This window comes from Christiangramia sabulilitoris (assembly GCF_007050985.1).
Taxonomy (GTDB): domain Bacteria; phylum Bacteroidota; class Bacteroidia; order Flavobacteriales; family Flavobacteriaceae; genus Christiangramia; species Christiangramia sabulilitoris.
In genome coordinates this window covers 180,003-203,035 of sequence record NZ_VHSF01000001.1, presented here as the reverse complement: position 1 = coordinate 203,035, position 23,033 = coordinate 180,003, and the positions used below count along the sequence as shown (strand labels likewise).

The window sequence follows — 23,033 nt, the reverse complement described above, 5'->3', positions numbered from 1 at the left end:
ATGACTTTACATGCTTCTACACTTATCCTTAATAAGGATGGGTCTGTTTATCATCTTGGACTTTTACCAGAAGATCTGGCAAATATTGTGATCACGGTTGGAGATCCGGATCGCGTTCCCCTTATTAGTGAACATTTTGACAATATAAAAGTTAGAAAACATAAAAGGGAATTTTGCACTCATACCGGAACTTATAAAGGCACCCGTATTACGGTCATGTCGACTGGAATGGGAACAGATAATATCGATATTGCTCTAACAGAACTGGATCTTCTGGTAAACATAGATCTCAAGGCTAAAAAAGAAAAGAAAGAGCAAAAAAGTCTGAATATCGTGCGAATTGGTACTACCGGTTCTTTACATAAAAGTATTCCAACGGGTAGTTTTGTTCTTAGTGAAATGGCCTTAGGTTTTGATGGATTGATGTATTATTATAAATCTGATGATATCTTGGAAACAGATATAGCCGAAGCTTTTGTACGTCAAACAGACTGGTCGCCCAAAAAAGCGACGCCTTACGTTGTTAAAGGAGGTGAGAATATTCTCAAAAAACTAAGGTCAGCTAAAACGATTCCAGGATTTACAGGAACTAATATTGGTTTTTATGGCCCCCAGGGCAGGGTTCTAAGGCTGGAATTGCCAGACCCTGAATTGAATGATAAGATCGCTGCTTTCAAACATAATGATCTCTTCATTACCAATCTTGAAATGGAAACTTCAGGGATTTACGGGATGTCTAAGCTGTTAGGTCATAACGCAGCTTCCATTAATCTTGTAGTGGCTAACCGTGCCACTGGGGAATTCGCTGAGAATGCAGATGTGCTAATGAACGAAATGATCATTTATACGCTGGATAAGCTGGTTTCCTAGACTTCTTATTTAACAATATATTAAAAGCAAAGCATGGGGTACTTTGTATTTTTGGGAAAACAATTTACAATCCATGCAGCAACCTAATAATGATCATTTCAGACATCGTGATCTGAACTGGTTAAGTTTTAATGAAAGGGTTCTTCAGGAGGCCACAGATAAATTAAATCCACTTTACGAAAGGATCAAATTTCTGGCAATTTTCTCTTCTAATCTGGATGAATATTTCCGGGTAAGGGTTTCACAGCTCCGGCAGATGAAACGTGTTAAAAAAAGCATCCGCAAGAAGCTTGCTTTAAGACCTTCAAAAATTACCAAGCAGATCATAGAGGAGGTCAAAATGCAACAGGATCAATTCGGACATATTTATAAAAATGAAATTATTCCGGAACTTGCCGCGAATGGGATTCATATTTTGAATGCGGAGCATTTCAAAAGTGAACACAAGAAATTCATCAGCACTTTTTTCAGGACTAAGGTAGAGAAACATTTAAAGCCGGTAATGCTTAATCTAAAACAGGAAAATGAACTTTTCCTGGAAAACTCTATTCTTTATTTTCTGGTCACTTTCGAAAATGAAGATAAACTTGCTGTTTTAAATATTCCGGTTGAGGAATGCGGTAGATTCGTAAATCTGGATATCAGGGATAAACATGAGATCACCTACCTGGATGAAATAATTAGATTTGAAGCATATAAGATCTTTCCGGAGCATAAGATTACTGGGATTTATGAAATAAAACTTTCCCGTGATGCCGAATTATATATAGATGACATTTATGAAGGCATCCTCGCAGAAAAGATCTATGAATCGCTCAAACAGCGTACAGATGGACAGCCCACACGCCTACTCTATGACGCAAAAATGCCTACAGAGGTACAGAAAAAGATCAGGAAATTGCTGAAACTGGGAAAAATAGATATGATGCCAGGAGGGCAATATCATAATTTTAAAGACTTTTTCACCTTTCCAGATCCAACCAAAAATAAAAAGCTGCATTATAAGAATCTAAAACCTCTAAAACATTCAGTTTTAGAGAAAAGTGAGGATTATTTTAAAGAGATCGCCCAGAAAGATCAGTCCTTACATTTTCCATATATGTCTTTTTCATATGTGGAAAAGTTTGTAGCAATAGCAGCAGAAGATGAGTATGTTACAGATATAAGCATCTCCCTCTACCGGGTTGCAGATGAGTCTCATCTTACTAATTCCCTGATGAAAGCCCTAGAAAACGGTAAAAAAGTAACTGTTTTTGTGGAAGCCAAGGCTCGTTTTGATGAAGAGAATAATATAAGCTGGGGCCGAAAATTTGAAGAAAAAGGAGCCAATGTAATTTACAGTTTCCCCAAGGTTAAAGTACATTCCAAGATCATGCTAATTTGCCGGCAGGAAGGTGATACAAGTATGCGCTATGCCTACATTGGAACCGGAAACTTTAATAGTGATACTTCCAAGATATATTGTGATCATGCTGTTTTTACGGCCAACAATCATATTACGAAAGAATTGCAAAGACTTTTCAAGGTTTTAGAAGGAGAACTTATTATTCCACGGGAAAAAAATCTTCTTATCTCCCCCTTTTCAACCAGGCAGGAATTCCTGAAATTGATTTATAATGAGATCGAAAATGCCCGGGAAGGGAAAAAGGCTGCCATCACTGCCAAAATGAATAGTCTGGAGGACGAGGAAATGATTGAACTTCTATACAAGGCGAGTAAGGCCGGGGTAAAGATCAGGTTGTTGATACGCGGTTTTACTTGTTTGATTCCCGGGGTAAAAGATTTAAGTGAAAATATTTATATCACCAGCGTTATAGACCGTTTTCTGGAGCACGGCAGGATCTATCATTTTGAGAATGGCGGAGATGAATTGATGTTTTTTGGAAGTGCAGACTGGATGAACAGGAACCTTGACCGAAGGATCGAGGTGATTTCACCTATTCTTGATGAAGATATAAAAAGAGAATTCAAGGATATTCTTAACATTCAGCTAAACGATAATGTAAAAGCCAGGATACAGGATGCCGAAGAATCCAATACTTATGTCCACAAGAAAAAAGGTGAAAAAAGTATCCGATCCCAGTATGAGATCTACAATTATTTAAAAGAAAAACATTCGATATGAAAACGATCAAAGTTGGTGGAGTTCCGGAACACTTTAATCTGCCCTGGCATCTATGCTTAGAGAATGGAAAGTTTGAAGCAAAAGGAATAAATGTTATCTGGAAAGATTTTCCTGAAGGTACTGGAGCCATGTGTAAAGCCCTGAGAGCTGGAGAGATCGATATAGCGGTGATCCTAACTGAAGGTGTGATTCGGGATATTATCAATGGAAATCAAAGTAAAATTATTCAAACCTATATTGCCAGTCCTCTTATTTGGGGTATTCATGTAGATGCACGATCGCCATATAAAAATGTGCAGGACCTTGAAGGGACCAAAGCAGCAATTAGCCGGGAAGGTAGCGGTTCACATTTAATGGCCTATGTGAATGCTCAGCATAAGAACTGGGATTTAAAAATGCTGGAATTCCAGATAGTCAACAACCTGGAAGGCGCGATCAAGGCACTTAAAAACGATAAGGCACAATACTTTATGTGGGAGCATTTTACCACCAAGCCTTTGGTAGACAATCATACTTTTAGACTGGTAGCCGACTGCCCTACTCCATGGCCTTGTTTCGTTATCGCAGCTACAAACGATATTATAAAAAATGATCCTGAAGCATTAAAAACAATGTTGGAAGTTTTGAATGATGAGACGAAAGATTTCAAAATTCAAAAGAACGTTGATATTCTGCTTTCTGAAAGATACGGCCAAAAACTAGAGGATATTAGAAAATGGCTGGATCTTACCAGGTGGAGCCAGGAACAGATAAGCGATGAAGACCTTGAGAATGTTCAGAATAGCCTCTTTGTTCTGGACCTTATAGATAAAAAATTGAATTCAGAAGAATTAACATTCAAGCTTTGATCTTAGATTCAAATGAAAATTCTGCAGTTAAATGATATTCAAATCTATAAAATTGAAATATTTACTTTGTATCTTTGCATTTAGCTCATAATCAGATGGGTCGCGTTTTTTTAAAGTTTTAATTTCCCATCCACCCCCACAGTTTTCACCCTTCTACCTGGCTTTTCAGCCTAACTGCTTATGCCATTTATTTTGGATCTAAAAAAGCAGATATCATGAAAACAAGATTTATCCTCACGATTATAATTTTATTGATCGCAACTATACCTGCGGAAGCTCAGATTTTAAAAAAACTTAAGAAAAAAGTTGAAAAAACCACTGAGAAGGTCTTGCTGAAGAAAACCGAAGAAGCCACTGAAAAAACAGTTGAAGGCTCTATAGACGGAATTTCTGGAACCTCTGAAAAAACCGGGAATGACCAGGGAGACAGCGCGGAAAAATTCACAGAAGGTAAGAATGAAGCAAAGTTAAAAAACACTGAAGCCAAGCAGTCTTTTTATACAGCTGATGTGGTGGTACGAACTTCAGACAGTAAAGGAGATGGCAGTGTCTATTATTTTGACAGCGATGCTATCGCTGCTCGCGGGACATCTCCAAAAAGTGAGGACCCAATTTTTATAGATAGCGAAGGTTTTCAATATGGTTATAACAAATCTAATAATCGTTGGGAGAAAACCGGGTTAATGCGCTCTGATGCCATGTCTTTCATGATGCCTATGATGTCTATGGGTATGCTAAAACTTCCGGCCGGACCAACCCTGGAAACATCGAAAAAATTTAAAGAACAGGGATTAAACATGAATACCTTCCAGATCGTGGAATGGGCTTTTATTTATAAACCTGAGCATTTTCGTTCAGAAGACTATGAGAAAACAACAGTCCCTTGTCCTAATGGCGGCGGTACCTGTCCTAAATTTCTATATACAGATCCTGAATATAAAGGATCCTGGGTTCTTTTTGATGATCAGGGACGATTATCTGAGATCTATGCAAATGTCAATACTCAGCAGGCACAGGGTGATGGAAGCTATAAATTTTCGTACGAGCCGGTGACGGTTAGCCTTCCCGACGCCAAGGAAGTAAAAATGCCATTTCAGGATCTATTCATGACCGGTGCAGATGCAACACCCCCAGGGGTTATTTCTGGAACTTCTGGAAACAATAACAGCAGCGAGCCGGTAGATTCCGATGGCATGTCTCATAAGAGTATGGATAAAATGACAGACAATCTTAAGAATAGTGATCTCGGTACAGAGGATTTGCCGGCAACCTATAACTTTGATTGGGAATATCGCTTAAAAATGGAGATGGTCAATCAAAAACAAGATCCGCTTGATCTTGTTTTCCTTCTAAAGAAAAATACTAATTATCAGGGGGTCAAGGTAGAGAATCCAAAATCTGGCGGACTTGATGAAGCTACGATGATATTTGATCTTGATATCAATGCTTTGTTAATGTTCGTAGAATCTGGAGGCAGCAAATTCCTCCAGATACATCCTATGCAAAAACCGGATAATAATGGTGATTTAAGTGATGTTGGCGATTTTGAAATAAGAGAACTACCAGATAAAACTATCATGGGTTATAACAGTAAAGGAACTGAAATGGAAAATGATAAATATATAGTACAGGTTTATCATACCACCCAGGCACCAATAGAAATGACCAACCTGTTTAATTTTTCCGGGGCTAAGAATATGAATATGCCAAATATAGACCCAAGGCTGGTCAAACAATTTTCGGAGGGATTAATAACTGAGATGCATTATACCGACAAGAAGAAATCCAAGAATAATTTAATCTTAACCGCACAGTCCTTGAACCAGGTAAAAACCTCGATAAATAAAAATGAATATCAGAATCTGAGTTTTATGGGGCAGCTTAAACAGAGTAAAAATTAATAAAATGGTTGTCAAATAAAAATTTTTCAAAATAGACGAGTACAAGATTCCTGCAATTCATTCAAATCACCCCACTTCTTCATGCCCAGCAAAGCTTTAAAAGTTCTGGAACCCTTATGCCTATTTGAGATCAGGATTTCCAAAATTCACGATTCTAAACATCATCTTGGAATATTATTTATTAATAGTTCAATTAAAATCATTTATTATGAAAAATTTCAAACAACCACCAATCAGCCTCAAATTAAGCTGGCTAATCTTACTTAATATTTTATTAATTGGTCTCGTAGCGTGTGAAACTGAAAGCAACACAGTAACAGAAAGCGTTAAAGACCTCAAAATGGAAAATCACAATTCCGGTCCATTCGAGTTCCCGGGGGCCATTGTTTTTGATATTTCGGCTACGCCAGATGGTAGTGTGATGGTAGGAGTAAATGAATTTTCTGGGAACCGTAGTATTCAGCTCATCAAAAATGGACAGTTAAAGAAAATGATAGATTTGAATACAGAAACAGATATTCAGGGAATAGAATCTATTGGTACAGGAAATGCGTTCTTCACAACTGGAGGTACAGACCTCGCTATTAATGGAGAATTGTACAGGGCATCCAATGGGAAAGTGAGAATGGTAGCAGATCTGGCTAAATTTGAAAGAGAAAGGGATCCGGATGCCTTCGAAGGACTTCAATGGAAAAATCAACAATGCGAGGAAGAGTTTGATGACAATGGAGGTCTCGTTTTTACGGCCGGTCCACAGAACAACCCTTATAAAGTTTCAGCATTTGATGGAGAAACAGTACTAGTTGCTGATGCTGCCGGGAATACCTTGTTACAGGCAACCACTGATGGCAATGTAGATTGGAAAGCTATTCTAACTCCGCCATTAAATTCTGATGGAGAGTGGATGCAATTATTTGAAACTAGTGACGGCTCAGAGGATATTACCTGTTATGTCCAACCCGTACCGACCTCTGTTGCTATTGGAGATGATGGTTATGTTTATGTTGGAGAGCTTACCGGTGGAACAGCTGGCGGACTTCCTATTGGTCTTTCAAGGGTATGGAAAATGCCTGCAGAGGCAAAAAACCTGGTCTGTTCTGAAATTGATGGATCTTCAGAATGCAATTTGCTAATTGAAGGATTAACTTCAGTTATTGATTTAGAAATTGGACCGGACGGGCTATTATACGTAGTCGAGTTTGATGCGAACAGTTGGTTGTCTTCTGTAGTTCCAAGTATCCCATGGGGAGGTGGTTCTGTCAAGGCGTATAATACTGATAGTGGTGAAATGGAAAAAGAAGTAGCCACAGGATTGGTCTACCCAGGCGCAATAACCTTTGATAAAAAAGGTAATCTCTGGTTATTAGAAAATAAACTGTTTATAGGCGAATCTGCTATCGTTAGAATACTTGATAATTAATGGAATTTTCTTTTTTATAATAAGGACCGGTAAACATACCGGTCTTTATTATGCAATATTTTGAAAAATAAGGTATTAGCCACTTACCAATCCTTAAATATTTTTGATGCTATAGATTTTTAAATCAATTATTCAAACATATCCTTTATTACGGTTGGAGATAATAGGAAAAAAGTTCTACTTTCGATTTCAATAAATTCTAACCAAATCAATGAAAAACCTATTTCTGGCAGGTATCCTGCTTTTCGCAACTTCTTTGTCTAATGCTCAGGAAACTACTGAAGAATCTGTTCCCGATAGCAGAGACATCAATAAAAATGAATTAAGTATAAATGCATTTAATCTTGTGGCCTTTGGTATCATCGATATTGCCTACGAAAGAGTGATAGACGAAAATTCTACTTGGGCTATCGAGGGATATCTATATCCTAATAATGATGATTACTACGGTGATGGATTTTTTAAAAATACATCTTTAACAGGAAAGTATAAACATTTCTTTAGTTCTACATATGCCCGTGGCTTTTATGTGAATGGATTCGGGATGCTTTCCAATGGGGAATATGATATCGATTATTACTTCAGTGAACCATCTGGGGAATATGTATATGAAACCGAAAATTACACCGATTTTGCTATCGGATTTGGTCTGGGAGGTAAATTTGTATCCCAGGGCGGTTTCCTTCTGGATCTGAATGCAGGTATAGGCAGAAATTTACTCAGTGATAACTCACCCACCATAGTTGGCCAGTTTATGGTAAATCTTGGATACAGGTTTTAAAGTAAGATCACCTTATTATGAAAGCCGGCAAATGATTTTGCCGGCTTTCTTTTTTACATGTATTCATTAGCCTTACGAATAGGTTGTAGATAATTCTGAATTTAAGGCAGCTTATTCAGGTTTTTACAAATTTTAATTGGTTAGCTCAACTCATCATATTATAAATTTCCGGTTTAGATTCACAGTGCTTTTTTGATTATATTTAATTGACCTTTAACTAATTAACTATATCAAATCTTTTTTGGTGTATAAATCTATATTATACCTTTTAGCTTTTTTACCCGTTTTCCTATACGGGCAAGTTGGTTCTGATAGAATCTATTTTAACACATTAAATTCTCAAGACGGTCTGTCTCAAAATGAGGTAGATTTTATTGTCCAGGATAGTACTGGTTATTTATGGTTTGCTAATGCAAGTGGAATAAATAAATATAATGGTGAAACTTTTTCACTATATGAGAAATCTCTGCGGAGTACTGCAGATATGTTTATTCGTGACCAGAAACTTTTTACAGATAGCAGTGGTAACCTATGGATCCTCTCAAGCGATAATGAATTGGCCAGATTCAACTTTGAAAAAGATTCCATCGTTAGCCTCAAGAATATAAAAAGACCAAAAAGTGTCGCTGAAACATCTGGTGGAGTCATTTTTATAGGTACTTCAGGAAATGGTATTTATAATATTAAACCTTCGAAAAAAGATACGCTCCACATAATTTCAGAACAATTTCGAAAAGAAGACTTTCAATCTATCACGGAATATGATGGCCGAATTTATACGAACACCTATCACGGAGTCTATGAATTACCTCAAAATAATGATCTGAAACCGTTGATTACCCCACCTGGCATCGATTCTTTATACACTATGCTTAATTCTTCTGAAAAACATGGATTATGGTTGGGAACAAAAAAAATGGGTTTATTAAGTTTTGATGACCAACTTCAAAGATTCAATATTTTTAAGGGTTTTAAAAATAACAGGTTTAGAAATGACCTGTATATAAGCTACCTATTCTTTGATAGTCGGGACCGTTTGTGGGTTGCCACCTTTGGAGAGGGAGTCTTTCAGATTGATTTTGAGAAAGAAACAATACGGCATTTAATATCTGATCCTGATAACCAGTACTCTATTGCCAACAATGTCGTGCACTCCATTTACGAGGACAGGCATAAAAGGATCTGGATTTCAACCGTTAATGGCGCGAGCTTTTTTGATGAGTATCTTTTAAAATTTAATCGGCTTACTTCAAACGAACTGGAAGAGACTGATATTTCTATTATAAGATCCATAGATTTAGATGATGAAGGTAATGTATGGTTAGGAACTTTAATGAATGGTGTTCTGAAACTTGACCTTAAAAATGCTACCTATCAGCATTATACCAGTAAGAATTCGGAACTATTGACAGATCGCACATTTCTTGTGAAAAATATCAATGGTGAAATGTGGTTATACAATCTTGACGAAAAAATTCAGATTGTAGATAGAGCCGGTAATTTTCGCGATCTGGATCTAACTTCAAACCCAAAATTTCAGGAAGCTGGTACTGTAAAGGATATCTATCAGGATTCCAACGGTGCTATCTGGTTTCTTACGACCAAAGAAATGCTTCTATATAAAGACTCTGAAATTATTTCATGGAAGGAATTAGTTGATAAACCGACTGATGTTTCCGAAAATTTTGTGTTCTCCATTGCTGAGGATAAGCAAAAAAATCTCTGGTTTGGAACCTTTAACGAAGGATTAATCAGTTATAATATAGATACCGGAAAAACCACTTATCATCCTGATATTGGCAGGAATGACGTGATCACCGATATTTACATAGCCAAAAATGATTCTATCTGGTTAACTACAGGTACGAGTGGTCTCATCTATTATAATCCCGCCAATAACAAACAGGTTTTCTACAATAAAAAAAATGGATTTTTAGAGAATACCATTTATTCCATTTTACCGGGAAATGATTTTTTATGGATGGGCACCAGTAGAGGTTTAATTCGGTTTAATCCAAAATCCTCTGAGGTAGAAAGTTTTGATATTTCTGATGGGTTACAATCGCTGGAATTTAATTCAAAAGCCCGTATTAAGGATTTCAAAAGTGGCATTCTTTTTTTTGGAGGAGAGAAAGGTATTAACTGGTTTCATCCGGATGATATCAAAAAAAATCCATTTCCGCCAGAAACTGTGATATCCCAGGTTTACTTGTTTTCAGAAGCATTAGGAGATAATAGGGATAAAAGCTTTAAGCATTCAAACAACACCTTTTCTTTTGAATTTAATAGTTTACATTTTTCTCATCCTGAAAAAAACGAATATAGATATAGATTAACCGGATATGACAATAACTGGTCTTCCGGCGGGATTGATAATTCGGTTAGATATACCAATCTTCCTCCAGGTGACTATGAATTCCAGGTTATTTCGAGTAACCACGATGGGGTTTGGGACCAAAGCCCGGCTACTTTTAGTTTCATTATACTAAAACCATGGTATGGCACTAACCTGGCCTGGATCATATACATAATTCTGGCAGTGTTTATTTCAACCGGTATATACCGGTATTTAAAAGCAAGATGGCTTTTAAAGGCAGAATTAGAAGCAGAACACAAAGAAGCCGAAAGGTTAAAGGAACTCGATGTCCTGAAAAACAGGCTTTATACCAATGTTTCACATGAATTCAGAACTCCGTTAACCCTTATCAGCGGGCCGGTAACGAGGCAATTGAGCAAGGAAGGATTAGATCCGGAACATAAGGAAAATTTGAAACTTATTCAGCGAAATTCAGACCGACTCTTAAGCCTGGTGGATCAACTGCTGGATCTTTCGAAACTCGAAACCGGAAACTTAAAAATATCGGTGAAAAATCAGCCGATAAAACCATTATTATCGCAGTTAATTTCCCTTTTTAAATATCAGGCCGAAGAAAAAAACATATTACTTAGATCTGAAATTTCAGTTAAAGAAAAAGTATGGATAGATACGGAAATATTGGAAAAGGTTATTACTAACTTACTGGCAAATGCCATTAAATATACTCCCGAGAATGGGGAAATAATATGTGATATTCAAACTTCAGCAAATTCATTGGTCATCAATGTGGTAAATAATGGTGTTGATCTAAGTCCTGAGGATCTACCTAAATTGTTTAAAAGGTATTATCAGGGAAATACTCAAAACCCTGGGTCAGGTATCGGTCTTGCCTTGGTGAAGGAATTATGTTTTCTGTCTCATGGAACTATTGTAGCCAACCTTCTTAATCAGGATCAAATACAGTTTACGGTTACGTTACCTGTAAATCTGGAGGCCTACCATCCTTCGGAATTAGTGGAGGTAGAAAAGGATAATTTAAAGAAATCCTTTAATTCGAAAATAGAAACTTCAAAAAATGGTTTAGAAAATAAGCCGGTTTTGTTAGTGGTGGAAGATAACAGGGATGTTTTGAAGTTCATAAAATCTATTTTTAAGGAGGATTATCTATTAAAAACTGCTACGAACGGAATTGAGGGAATTGAAAAAAGCAGAAAATATATTCCAGATGTAATTATTAGTGATGTGATGATGCCTGAAATGGATGGAATTGAAATGACCCATAAGATAAAATCCCATGAGTTAACCAGCCATATTCCGGTGATCCTGCTTACCGCAAAATCGGGAAACTTTAATGAAATTGAAGGTCTTAAATCAGGGGCAGACGATTATATCACCAAGCCATTCAGCGAAACTGCATTGAAATTGAAAGTTTTCAATCTTCTTGAATTACAAAAAAGGTTGCAGGAAAAATTTTCCGAAACTTATAAATTTCAGGAGATACCCTGCTCCAATGTAGATCATGAATTCCTTAAGAAGATTTATACTACCCTTGAAGTGCATTTAACAGATACTTCGCTCACTGCCGCGAGTTTATCTGAAAAATTGGGAATAAGCCGAACACAACTTCATAGAAAATTGACCGCCCTTACAGGAAAAAGTACCACCCAGTTTATCAGGTCATTCAGATGTAAAATCGCAAAAGATTATTTACATAAAACAGATTTAAATATATCTGAAATCGCCTATAAAGTTGGTTTTAATTCTCCTTCTTACTTCATAAAATCCTTCAAACAGGAATTCAACTCCTCTCCTACCGCCTTGCGTAATGAGTGATTACGGGTAGTGCAACATCTGTGCAACACATAGAAACATACGTGCAATCCTTCAAGGTATTAAGATTATAGTTTTAGGGTAAACACAAAAGTAGTTAACCTAACAAATCAATAATCTTAATTTCTTTATTATGAAAACACTTAAATTTTTCTTTAAAACTATTTCGATTCTTCTGGTAACTTTATTTATGATTTCATGTGAATCAGAAATAATCAATTCTGAAAATATCGAAGTTTCAGATATTTCTGCCAGGTCTGATGCGAATATCGTAGATGTCTATTCCATAGGCTTAAATTTTAATTTACCGGAAGAAATCCCTTCAGGCTGGACCACCTTCAGGTATCATAACCAAACACCCGGAACACACTTTTTTACTTTCGCAAAATTACCTGAGGGTAAAACCGTGGCAGACTGGGAAGCTGAGATAATCCCGCCATTTCAGGACGGTATGAATTATATCGCACAAGGAGATTTCGAAGCAGCATTTGCAGCATTTGGAAGTTTACCTGCATGGTTTGCTGGTGTTGTGTATTCTGGTGGAGTTGGCTTTGTTTCCGGAGGGGAAACTGCTATGACCACTCATTTTGCTGAACCTGGAAGATATGTCATGGAATGTTATGTAAAAAACCAAAATGGGGAATTCCATTCTTACAAAGGAATGCTTACAGATGTAGTGGTCACTTCAGAAGAAACCCGCATAAAAGAACCAAAGGCTAATATAGAGATCAATCTTAGTAGTACCAGCGGCATCGAAATCGTTTCCGGAAATATCAGACCGGGAAAACATACTATAGGTGTGAATTTCGTTGACCAAAGCGTTTATTCGCATTTCCTGGGACATGATTTCAATTTGGTGCGAATTGATGATCCTGGTGCCAATCTTAGCGCATTGGAAGAATGGATGGTATGGTCAACTCCGGGCGAATTTGAATCTCCAGGGCCGGAAGGATTTACCTTTTTAGGTGGTGTTCAGGATATGCAGGCAGGCAGCAAAGCCTATATAAATACTGTTCTCAAGCCTGGAAATTATGCTTTTATCGCTGAAGTTCCTGATGCAAGTGGAAAAGGAATGCTGGTGGAGTTTAGCGTACCAACAGAATAATACTTTATAAATTCCACAGGCACAGTTTAACTACTAAACTCCCTTTATAGAGTTTTGCCTGTGGAAACTTATCAAACCATAATGAATGCCAGATCAGAGAATAAAAAAGAACCCAAGAGCATTTATATAAGTATCGATCATCTGCTACCGGGAATATATCATTTGAAAATCACATTAAATCAAAAAGTCATCAGTCAAATCGAACTAAAAAAAGGTGATTTAAAGTGACTCTGAAATCTGGCATTCAAGTGGTTTTAATAAATGTGTTGAATTCATTAAAAGCACAGCGATAACTTTCCTTCTCTCCTGTTTTTAATTTTAGCCCGGATAATCGTGTGAGATTACCTCTTTCCTACAAATATTGCTCTGATATTTAGTCATTTAAAGAATTGAATCATGAAAAATATTATACTCTCACTGGTTTTTATACTTTGTGCATGGTCTTTTAATGCACAGGAGTGTACACCTGTACAAATTATACCGATTGTCAATACAGATAGCTGTCCAAATGGAATACCCCTCGAGGTTCTATTATTAGAAATTTCATCTTATGATGAAGTAGAAGTTATATTAGAATCCACTGAACTAGGTTTTCCAGTAGATTCACAAGGAATCTCAACAAATGGAGTTGATAGTTTTGTATTTGTATTTGAAAATATAGCTCCAGGCGATTATACAATAGTTTTTTTGGGAACTATTAATGGAATACAATGTCCGGATCAGATTGTTACTTCGGTCATTCCTGCCTGTTCAGAAATTGATTCAGATTTTGACGGTTATACTGCAGATGTAGATTGCAATGATAATAATCCAAATGTGAACCCTGGAGCAACAGAAATTTGCGATAGAGTAGATAACAATTGCGATGGAAACATTGATGAAGGTTTTCAACAAAATCTGTTTTATATAGATGCAGATCGCGATGGATTCGGTTCTTTAAACTTTATAACTTCTTGCTTAACAGATTTAGGGCCTGGCTATGTTCAAAATAGTGATGATTGTGACGACACTAATGCTTTAATCTATCCCGGGGCCGAGGAAATATGTGGGAATGGTATTGATGAAAACTGTAATGGGCTTTCAGATGACACCTGTCAACCAGCAGAATGTACACAACCATTTGTATACAGCCTGGATTCCAGTGATTTTTATTGTCCTGAGGGTTCAGGTATAGTAGTAGATATTCTGGAACTTCAGAATTTTACATTACTTGAAATTAGTATTATTAATACTGCCACTGCTGAACAGGTTCTGAATATACCATATGAGATTGGAGGTAATACAGACACTTTTAATAGAGTTTATGGACCCTTTGATAGCGGACAGTATGAAGTCGTTATCGCGGCCAGTGGACCCGGTGGTATATGCGAAAATCGAGATTTTATTACCACCGAAGCCTGTAATTGTCCTGATGGCGATGGAGATACCGTATGTGATGCAGAGGATATTTGTCCCGGTGGAAATGATCTGGCAGATGCCGATAACGATGGAACTCCCGATTTCTGCGACAACTGCCCGAATGATATTAATAAGACTGAACCCGGAATTTGCGGATGCGGTATAGCTGATACAGATTCAGATGGGGATAACGTACCAGATTGTAATGATAACTGTCCGGGAATTTCTAATCCTGACCAGGCAGATAGCAATGGAGATGGTATAGGAGATGCCTGTGAGGATTGTCCTGATGCCGATGGAGATACCGTTTGTGATGCAGAGGATATCTGCCCCGGAGGAAATGATCTGGCAGATGCTGATAATGATGGAACTCCAGATTTTTGCGACAACTGCCCGAATGATATTAATAAGACTGAACCCGGAACCTGTGGTTGTGGTGTCGCGGATACAGATTCAGATGGCGATGGAACTCCAGATTGTAACGACAGTTGTCCGGATGATGCTAACAAAACCGAAGCAGGAACCTGTGGTTGTGGTGTAGCTGATATAGATTCAGACGGGGATAACGTACCAGATTGTAATGATAACTGTCCGGGAACTTCTAATCCTGACCAGGCAGATAGCAATGGAAATGGTATAGGAGATGCCTGTGAGGATTGTCCTGATGCCGATGGAGATACCGTATGTGATGCAGAGGATATCTGCCCCGGAGGAAATGATCTGGCAGATGCTGATAATGATGGAACTCCAGATTTTTGCGACAACTGCCCGAATGATATTAATAAGACTGAACCCGGAACCTGTGGTTGTGGTGTCGCTGATACAGATTCAGACGGTGATGGCACTCCAGATTGTAACGATGGTTGCCCGGATGATGCTAACAAAACCGAAGCAGGAATTTGTGGATGCGGTGTAGCCGATATAGATTCAGACGGGGATAACGTACCAGATTGTAATGATAACTGTCCGGGAACTTCTAATCCTGACCAGGCAGATAGCAATGGTGATGGTATAGGAGATGCCTGTGAGGATTGTCCTGATGCCGATGGAGATACCGTTTGTGATGCAGAGGATATTTGTCCCGGTGGGAATGATCTGGCAGATGCTGATAATGATGGAACTCCAGATTGTCTTGACGAATGTCCATCTGATGCAGATAAAACTACCCCAGGAGCCTGCGGTTGTGGTTTAGCTGATATAGATTCCGATGGTGATGGTGTGCTGGATTGTAATGATAACTGTCCGGAAAATTCTAATCCTGACCAGGCAGATAGCAATGGAGATGGTATTGGAGATGCCTGTGAGGATTGTCCTGATGCCGATGGAGATACTGTTTGTGATGCAGAGGATATTTGTCCCGGGGCAGACGATCTTCTGGATTCTGATAACGATGGAACTCCAGACTGTTTAGATGCCTGTCCGCAAAATCCTCAAAAAACAGATCCTGGAATTTGTGGATGTGAAAATCGCGAAGACACAAGTGACAGGGACGGTGATAATGTGCCTGGATGTATTGACCTAGAGAAAAATTCCCCATGTCCGGGAAGCGTGGATGCCTTTGGAGTTTCGATAGATTCAGATGGGGATGGCGTGGTTGATTGTGAAGATGTCTGTGATGGTCTGGATGATAGTATCGATACAGATAATGATAAAATCCCTGATTGTAACGACCCGAATCCATACTGCAGGGGAGATAAGATCGTGATCTGTCATGAGAATAATGGTAGGTTCACCACCTTATGTGTTTCTTCAAAACAGTTAAGCAGGCATTTGGCCCATGGGGATAGCGAAGGTCCGTGTAATAATGTGAATACAGCCAGTATCGTATATCCGGAAGAGATAAGTATGGAAATTAGTTTGAGTCCGAATCCTTCAGATTCACAGGTTAATGTTCAACTTGAGAATGTTGACCGGCCTTCAGTAATTAAAGTTTTCAATATGGTTGGAATTCAGTTGCATGAACAAAGAGTAGATCCAGTCCAGTCAGGAAGGATTACCTTAAATACTTCTTTGCCTGCAGGAACCTATATAATTCAGTTGGCTAACGAAGTAGATAGGACTTCTAAAAAGCTCATAGTTAATTAGTAGGTGGATTAATTGTATTAAAATAGCTGCTTCAGAACTAAATAATTATAAGTTTTGAGGCAGCTTTTATTTTTACCAGTCGATGGCTTTTTTACCAGTTTTTTGCAGATAATCATTGGCTTTGCTAAAATGTTTATTCCCGAACCAATAACCTCTATTCGCACTTAAAGGTGAAGGGTGACCACTGGTCAATATCAAATGTTTAGAATCATCAATAAGCTTTACTTTCTTTTGTGCGTAACCACCCCAAAGCATGAAAACTACATTTTCTTTTTCTTCTGAAATAGTTTTAATGACCTTATCGGTGAAGGTTTCCCAGCCTTTTTTCTGATGAGAACCTGCCTGTCCTTCTCTTACCGTTAAAGTTGCATTCAAAAGCAATACGCCCTGGTCTGCCCATCTTTCCAGATTTCCGGTAATTGGAACCGGTTTTCCCAGATCGTTCTCTATTTCCCTGAAAATATTTTTTAAGGATGGAGGAAAGGAAACACCATTATTGACTGAAAAACACAGGCCATTGGCCTGACCACTGCCGTGATATGGATCCTGACCCAGGATGACGACTTTGGTATCTTCAAATTTTGAATGATCAAAAGCTGCGAAGATCTGTGGTGCAGGTGGAAAACACTTATGTTCAGAATACTCCTGTTTTACAAATTCAATCAGGTTTTTAAAGTAATCTTCTTCAAATTCAGATTCCAGCGCTTTTTTCCAGCTATCGTGTATTCTAACGTTCATGAGAATTAAGTAACTTTGCAGAGCCTCAAAAGTAGGGAAAAATTGATATGATTAAAATAAGTTCCAGGAGTCTCGAAGATCTTGAATTTCCGGTAGTTTGTGAACAAATTAGTGAAATGTGCATAACCGGTCAGGGAAAAGAAAAAGCTCTAAGTATTCAACCTTATCCAAATTATAATAAGACGGTTTTTGGTCTAAACCAGACCAATGAATATTTCAATTCTAAAACCCAGGATCAGCCTATACCAAATCATGGTTTCGATTCTATTCAGTCTGAAATTAAACTTTTAGGGATCGATGGTTCAGTTATTGAGATCACCGGATTTCGGAAAATTTCTTCGATCACAGAGATTGTAAACACGCATCTGAAATATTTCAGAAAATACAGGGAAATATACCCGGCATTATCAGAAACAGTTTCACACCTGGAATATAATACCAGCCTTTCTGATAGAATTGACAGCATCATTGATAAGTATGGGGAAATTAAAGATGACGCTTCTCCCCTGCTACAGGAATTAAGGCGTTCTATTAATTCCATAAGAGGTAAAATAAATTCCAGTTTCAATTCTGCTCTTAGTTCGTACCTGGCTTCCGGCTATCTCGATGAGATCAAAGAAAGTGTAGTGGAGAATGTTAGGGTGCTGGCGGTAAAGGCGATGTATAGAAGAAAGGTAAAAGGTGGCATCATGGGTAATTCCAAAACCGGGAGTATTGTTTATATCCAGCCCGAAACAACCTTTAGATACACCAGGGAACTGAATAACCTGGAATACGAAGAAAAAGAAGAGGTAAAACGTATTTTAAAGGAACTTACTGAATTTGCCCGGCCTTACCGTGAAGACCTTATAACATACCAGGACCTTTTAAGTGATATGGATGTTATATCGGCGAAATCTAAATATGCCGAAAAGATCAATGGTATCCTGCCTAAAATAACCCGTGATAGGGAACTACATTTAAAGGATGCCTACCACCCGCTACTCTATTTAAGTAATAAGAGAAAGGGCGATAAAACCTATCCTCAAAGTATAGAGTTAATGCCAGATAACCGTATTATGGTTATTTCCGGACCTAATGCTGGAGGAAAAAGTATTACCCTGAAAACCGTGGGACTTTTACAGGTCATGATCCAAAGCGGAATTCTAATCCCGGTTCATGAATACAGCCGCATGTGTTTATTTGACAAGGTACTCACCGATATCGGCGATAATCAATCTATCGAAAACCACCTGAGCACCTATAGTTACAGGCTGAAGAATATGAATTATTTCCTGAGGAAATGTGATGACAAGACTCTCTTTCTCATAGATGAATTTGGTACCGGTAGTGATCCCGAACTTGGCGGTGCATTAGCTGAAACCTTCCTGGAGGTATTCTACGAGAAAGGTTCCTATGGTATACTTACCACTCATTATGCAAATTTGAAGAAATTAGCGAATGAATTGCCAGATATGAGCAATGCCAATATGATGTTCGACAATCAAACTCTCGAGCCTGTCTATAAACTTCAGGTTGGGGAGGCAGGTAGCTCATTTACTTTTGAAGTAGCGCAGAAAAATGGCATTCCTTATAGCCTGATCAACCGCTCAAAAAAGAAAGTTGAAAAAGGAAAGATCAGGTTCGACAGGAGTATTGCGAAACTTCAGAAGGAAAGATCTGTTTTGAGAAAAACAACAGATTCTCTAAAAACGAAAGAAGAAAAAGCCGCTGCAGAAAAAGAAAAACTTGAAGAGATCAATTCAAGGGTGCAGCAAAAACTGGAAAATTTCCAGGAACTTTATGATGCCAACCAGCGATTGATCTATCTAGGCCAGAAAGTAAATGACCTGAGCGAAAAATATTTCAACAATAAAAAGAAAAAGGAGCTAATTGGTGAGCTGCTTAAGATCGTTGAAATAGAAAATTCAAAAAGGAAGAAGGAAGATGCCAGAGTACAAAAGAAAAAGAAAGCAAAAGAACGACAGATAAAGCAGGAAGTTCAGAAGAAGATCCAGCCTATCAGGGAGAAGAAAAAAGAAGTAAAGAAAAAAGAAGAGCAGTTAAAAAAACAGGAAGCTAACAAGCCTAAGGCAAAATTAAAGATCGGTGACCGTGTTAGACTGGAAGATGGAAAAGCTGTAGGTTCAATTGATAATATTGAAAAAGGTAAAGCGATTGTAAATTATGGTATGTTTACAACATCAGTTGGGTTAGAACAACTGGAGCTTGTACAGGCTACAAAAAAATAAAATATGAACAGTATTCCCGAAAATAAGAAGATCGTCCTGTTTGATGGTGTATGTAATCTTTGTAATAAAGCGGTACAAAGAATTATAAAAAACGATAAAAAGGATGTTTTTCGTTTTGCTTCTCTACAGAGCGATTTGGGTAAGAAACTGGTAGCAGAAAGAGGTATGGATCCCGAAGAAATAGATTCAATAATTCTAATCGACCCTGGGGTTGCTTATTATAAAAAATCTACCGCGGCACTGGAAATTTCCCGTGAACTTTCCGGAGGTTATTCCCTTTTAAAGAATTTCTTATTTCTGCCTGAAGTTATAAGGGATGGGATCTATGATATTATTGCCAATAACCGGTATAAATGGTTTGGAAAAAAAGATCAGTGCATGATCCCCACCCCGGAACTAAAAGCAAAATTCCTGGATTAAGCCCATATCAGAGAATAATCCAGGAATAAATTTTTAAGCAGAAAGATCACTTTTAGCCGCCTAAACCTTTTCTGGTTCAGCTATAGATTCGGTTTCGGGATGATAGTCGTCATCCCAGTTTTTTACATTAGGAGGTCCCATCATATCTACAGATTTAGCAACCATTAGAGAAACAGCTGCATCACCGGTAACGTTAACGGTAGTTCTGCACATATCCAAAGGTCTGTCCACAGCAAATATTAGGGCAAGACCCGCTTCCGGAATGCCTGCCTGTGCCAGAACAATCACCAGCATTACCATCCCCGCTCCGGGAACGGCAGCAGAACCAATGGAAGCAAGGGTTGCTGTGGCAATGATCCCCAGTTGAGCGCCTATACTTAGATCCATCCCGAAGGCCTGAGCAATAAAAACCGCGGCAACGGCCTGATATAAGCTTGTACCATCCATATTAATAGTCGCCCCAATAGGCAAAACAAAACTCGTCACTTCCTTATGTACTCCCATATGTTCCTCTACCCTTTCCATAGTTACAGGTAAGGTAGCCGCACTGGAACTTGTAGAGAAGGCAAGTAACTGTGCAGGTCCAATCCCATTTAAAAAGAATGATGGTGTATTTTTTGTAAAAACCCATACCAATAAAATGTAAACTCCTATCATAAGGGCTAAACCTATTAGTACGGTAAGTGCATACAGCGCGAGTGCGGCAAACAGATCTGTGCTTGGTGATTCTACCACTAAAGCTGCCAGCAAAGCAAATACGCCGTAGGGTGCCGTTAACATGATAAGATCTATCATTTTAAGGATCACCTCATTGAATCCATCAAAAAAGTCCTTTACCGGTTTCGCAGTTTTCTCGGGGATCAGGATCAATCCAATTCCGAAGAAAATAGCAAAGAAAATCACCTGTAGCATATTCCCATTATCACTGGCTGCACCAAAAATATTACTTGGTACCAGATCTTCCAGTGCCTGCAAAGGTCCTGCATCTTTTTGTTTTTGTGCATCTGAAATTCTAACCGAGGCATCACCTTCATAACTTGTAATAAGATCTGTTCTGGTCTCATCTGAGATTGTTTTTCCAGGTGCGATCAGGTTTACCATGACCAGACCAATAGTTACCGCAATCACCGTAGTAGCTATATAAGTTACGATAGTACGGGTTCCCATTTTTGACAGCTTGGAAATATCTTTTAGATCTGATATCCCTTTGATCAGCGAAGCCAGGATCAATGGCACTGCGATTAATTTTAAAGCATTGATAAAAATGTTACCAAAAGGTTTGATCCAATCGCTAACGAAATCTGCTCCCCAACTAAAATTAGTCATGATCAGGGCAAAAATAACCCCGCCGGCCATTCCTAATAAAATCTGCCAATGCAGTGCAAGTTTTTTCATTTTATGGTGTTTCTATTTAGATTTTTGAAGATTTGTTTTGAAGATATAAGTCAGCAATGACCAGGGCTGCCATAGATTCTACGATAGGAACTGCTCTGGGAACCACGCAGGGATCATGTCTTCCTTTGCCCTGCATTTCCACTTCTTCTCCGCTGGCATTTATAGTTTGTTGCTTCTGCATTAAGGTGGCCACAGGTTTAAAAGCTACTTTAAAATAGATGTCCATACCGTTGGAAATACCTCCCTGGATTCCTCCGCTTAAATTCGTTTTCGTACTTCCGTCCTTATTGAAGTGATCATTATGTTCACTTCCCCGCATTTTCGTTCCTTCAAAGCCGCTGCCATATTCAAAACCTTTTACGGCATTAATAGAAAGCATAGCTTTTCCCAATTCTGCATGTAGTTTATCGAAGACAGGTTCACCAAGGCCTTTTGGAACATTTTTAATGACACAATGCACCACACCTCCAACTGTATCGCCTTCAGCTCTTACCTCGCGTATATATGCTTCCATTTGAGCTGCAAGTTGAGGATCGGGACAACGAACCGGGTTATTTTCGATTTCTGAAAAATCCAATTCAGAATAATGTTTTTTCAATTCTAATGTACCTACAGAAGAAACAAAGGCATTAAAATCAATACCTGAAAGCATTTGCTTAGCAATACTGCCAGCTACTACCCTACAGGCAGTTTCCCTGGCCGAGGATCTGCCTCCACCACGATAATCGCGTACACCGTATTTTTCGTCATAGGTGTAATCTGCGTGGGAAGGTCGATAAGTATCTTTAATATGAGAGTAATCTTTGGATTTCTGATTGGCGTTTTTGATCACGAAACCAATAGGTGTACCGGTGGATCTACCTTCAAAAATTCCGGAAAGGAATTCTACCGTATCAGGCTCCTTGCGTTGAGTCACAATTGCAGATTGCCCCGGTCTTCTTCGGTCTAGGTCATTCTGGACTTTTTCAACATCTATCACAAGACCTGCGGGACAGCCATCGATAATTCCGCCTATGGCCACTCCATGTGATTCGCCAAACGTGGTTAATTTAAATATCTTACCAAAGGAATTTCCGGGCATGAGAAGGATTTTGAACAAATGTAATTTTTTAACTACATATTTAAAAATGGAATTCTATTTAATGTGAATACGCATTTTTTTTTCAAAATACCGGCTATTTTCAGATCTACACTCAGGAGGTTCCGGGTTCGGGAGAAAGGATGGAATTAATTTTATTATTCAGGGTTTCCATATCAAATGGCTTCGATAGAAAATCGACCGCTCCGGCCTCTTTGCAGATATCTCCAACGTTATGTAGCGCAGACATCATAATAATTGGCACCTCGGCCACCTCTTCATCTTTTTTAAGCTCCTGGCAAATATCTGTGCCATCTACGCCAGAAATGAGTTTATCAAGTAAAATAAGATCAACCTTATATTCTAAAATATTCTCTTTGGTCCTTCTGGGTTTTTGAGAAACAAACACTTCATGACCATTGAATTCAAGAATATCCTTTAACATGAACCCGATAGTCTGGTCGTCATCTACAATTAAAATTTTTGCCATT

The 23,033-nt window shown here is 38.3% G+C and carries 15 protein-coding genes; 11 read left to right on the top strand and 4 right to left on the bottom strand.

The window, feature by feature from the left end:
* From FGM01_RS00845 to FGM01_RS14640, 9 genes are all read left to right on the top strand, one after another.
* On the top strand, nt 1-870 hold the full coding sequence (locus FGM01_RS00845; RefSeq protein ID WP_143409230.1) for a nucleoside phosphorylase: 870 nt from the start codon (nt 1-3) through the stop codon (nt 868-870).
* Nucleotides 871-943: 73 nt separating this feature from the next.
* Nucleotides 944-2,995: a polyphosphate kinase 1 gene (ppk1, locus tag FGM01_RS00840; RefSeq protein WP_143409229.1), complete on the top strand. Its 2,052-nt coding sequence runs from the start codon at nt 944-946 to the stop codon at nt 2,993-2,995.
* On the top strand, nt 2,992-3,843 hold the full coding sequence (locus FGM01_RS00835) for a substrate-binding domain-containing protein (RefSeq protein WP_143409228.1): 852 nt from the start codon (nt 2,992-2,994) through the stop codon (nt 3,841-3,843). Before ppk1 ends, FGM01_RS00835 begins: the two co-directional genes overlap by 4 nt.
* 215 nt (nt 3,844-4,058) lie before the next feature.
* Nucleotides 4,059-5,744: a hypothetical protein gene (locus tag FGM01_RS00830; RefSeq protein ID WP_143409227.1), complete on the top strand. Its 1,686-nt coding sequence runs from the start codon at nt 4,059-4,061 to the stop codon at nt 5,742-5,744.
* A 208-nt stretch (nt 5,745-5,952) separates the two neighbouring features.
* On the top strand, nt 5,953-7,164 hold the full coding sequence (locus FGM01_RS00825) for a ScyD/ScyE family protein (RefSeq protein WP_143409226.1): 1,212 nt from the start codon (nt 5,953-5,955) through the stop codon (nt 7,162-7,164).
* A gap of 211 nt (nt 7,165-7,375) precedes the next feature.
* On the top strand, nt 7,376-7,945 hold the full coding sequence (locus FGM01_RS00820) for a hypothetical protein (protein WP_143409225.1): 570 nt from the start codon (nt 7,376-7,378) through the stop codon (nt 7,943-7,945).
* Between the two features lie 244 nt (nt 7,946-8,189).
* Nucleotides 8,190-12,095: a hybrid sensor histidine kinase/response regulator transcription factor gene (locus FGM01_RS00815; RefSeq protein WP_143409224.1), complete on the top strand. Its 3,906-nt coding sequence runs from the start codon at nt 8,190-8,192 to the stop codon at nt 12,093-12,095.
* Nucleotides 12,096-12,225: 130 nt separating this feature from the next.
* Nucleotides 12,226-13,197: a hypothetical protein gene (locus FGM01_RS00810; protein WP_143409223.1), complete on the top strand. Its 972-nt coding sequence runs from the start codon at nt 12,226-12,228 to the stop codon at nt 13,195-13,197.
* A gap of 396 nt (nt 13,198-13,593) precedes the next feature.
* Nucleotides 13,594-16,680 carry a thrombospondin type 3 repeat-containing protein gene (locus tag FGM01_RS14640; RefSeq protein ID WP_143409222.1) on the top strand — a complete coding sequence of 1,029 codons (3,087 nt, stop codon included), beginning with the start codon at nt 13,594-13,596 and terminating at the stop codon, nt 16,678-16,680.
* 72 nt (nt 16,681-16,752) lie between these two features.
* On the opposite strand, the gene FGM01_RS00800 is transcribed toward FGM01_RS14640, so the two are convergent.
* Nucleotides 16,753-17,418, bottom strand: coding sequence for a uracil-DNA glycosylase (locus FGM01_RS00800; RefSeq protein WP_143409221.1), 666 nt, complete (start codon nt 17,416-17,418; stop codon nt 16,753-16,755).
* A gap of 47 nt (nt 17,419-17,465) precedes the next feature.
* Between FGM01_RS00800 and FGM01_RS00795 the strand changes: the two genes are divergently transcribed.
* Together FGM01_RS00795 and FGM01_RS00790 are read left to right on the top strand one after the other, a co-directional pair.
* A complete protein-coding gene (locus FGM01_RS00795) occupies nt 17,466-19,649 on the top strand; it encodes an endonuclease MutS2 (protein WP_143409220.1) in 2,184 nt (727 codons plus the stop codon).
* 3 nt (nt 19,650-19,652) lie between these two features.
* Nucleotides 19,653-20,069: a thiol-disulfide oxidoreductase DCC family protein gene (locus FGM01_RS00790; protein ID WP_143409219.1), complete on the top strand. Its 417-nt coding sequence runs from the start codon at nt 19,653-19,655 to the stop codon at nt 20,067-20,069.
* Nucleotides 20,070-20,129: 60 nt separating this feature from the next.
* Here the strand turns inward: FGM01_RS00790 and FGM01_RS00785 are convergent, their stop codons facing one another.
* The 3 genes from FGM01_RS00785 to FGM01_RS00775 all read right to left on the bottom strand — a co-directional run bounded on the left by FGM01_RS00785 (nt 20,130) and on the right by FGM01_RS00775 (nt 23,032).
* Complete coding sequence (locus FGM01_RS00785; RefSeq protein ID WP_143409218.1) at nt 20,130-21,464, bottom strand: dicarboxylate/amino acid:cation symporter; 1,335 nt, start codon at nt 21,462-21,464, stop codon at nt 20,130-20,132.
* A 16-nt stretch (nt 21,465-21,480) separates the two neighbouring features.
* Nucleotides 21,481-22,545 (bottom strand): chorismate synthase, encoded by a 1,065-nt coding sequence (gene aroC / locus FGM01_RS00780; protein ID WP_143409217.1) that lies wholly within the window; start codon nt 22,543-22,545, stop codon nt 21,481-21,483.
* 112 nt (nt 22,546-22,657) lie between these two features.
* The gene (locus FGM01_RS00775; RefSeq protein WP_143409216.1) at nt 22,658-23,032 is read right to left on the bottom strand and encodes a response regulator; all 375 of its coding nucleotides are present in this window, start codon (nt 23,030-23,032) and stop codon (nt 22,658-22,660) included.
* Nucleotide 23,033: the final 1 nt, after the last annotated feature.

Excerpts from the sequence above, each read along its gene's own strand:
- FGM01_RS00810 (WP_143409223.1), top strand. The coding sequence starts at position 12,226 with ATGAAAACACTTAAATTTTTCTTTAAAACTATTTCGATTCTTCTGGTA.
- FGM01_RS00800 (WP_143409221.1), bottom strand. The coding sequence starts at position 17,418 with ATGAACGTTAGAATACACGATAGCTGGAAAAAAGCGCTGGAATCTGAA.
- aroC (WP_143409217.1), bottom strand. The coding sequence starts at position 22,545 with ATGCCCGGAAATTCCTTTGGTAAGATATTTAAATTAACCACGTTTGGC.
- FGM01_RS00825 (WP_143409226.1), top strand. The coding sequence starts at position 5,953 with ATGAAAAATTTCAAACAACCACCAATCAGCCTCAAATTAAGCTGGCTA.
- FGM01_RS00775 (WP_143409216.1), bottom strand. The coding sequence starts at position 23,032 with ATGGCAAAAATTTTAATTGTAGATGACGACCAGACTATCGGGTTCATG.
- FGM01_RS00835 (WP_143409228.1), top strand. The coding sequence starts at position 2,992 with ATGAAAACGATCAAAGTTGGTGGAGTTCCGGAACACTTTAATCTGCCC.
- FGM01_RS00820 (WP_143409225.1), top strand. The coding sequence starts at position 7,376 with ATGAAAAACCTATTTCTGGCAGGTATCCTGCTTTTCGCAACTTCTTTG.
- FGM01_RS14640 (WP_143409222.1), top strand. The coding sequence starts at position 13,594 with ATGAAAAATATTATACTCTCACTGGTTTTTATACTTTGTGCATGGTCT.
- FGM01_RS00830 (WP_143409227.1), top strand. The coding sequence starts at position 4,059 with ATGAAAACAAGATTTATCCTCACGATTATAATTTTATTGATCGCAACT.
- ppk1 (WP_143409229.1), top strand. The coding sequence starts at position 944 with ATGCAGCAACCTAATAATGATCATTTCAGACATCGTGATCTGAACTGG.
- FGM01_RS00790 (WP_143409219.1), top strand. The coding sequence starts at position 19,653 with ATGAACAGTATTCCCGAAAATAAGAAGATCGTCCTGTTTGATGGTGTA.
- FGM01_RS00845 (WP_143409230.1), top strand. The coding sequence starts at position 1 with ATGACTTTACATGCTTCTACACTTATCCTTAATAAGGATGGGTCTGTT.
- FGM01_RS00795 (WP_143409220.1), top strand. The coding sequence starts at position 17,466 with ATGATTAAAATAAGTTCCAGGAGTCTCGAAGATCTTGAATTTCCGGTA.
- FGM01_RS00785 (WP_143409218.1), bottom strand. The coding sequence starts at position 21,464 with ATGAAAAAACTTGCACTGCATTGGCAGATTTTATTAGGAATGGCCGGC.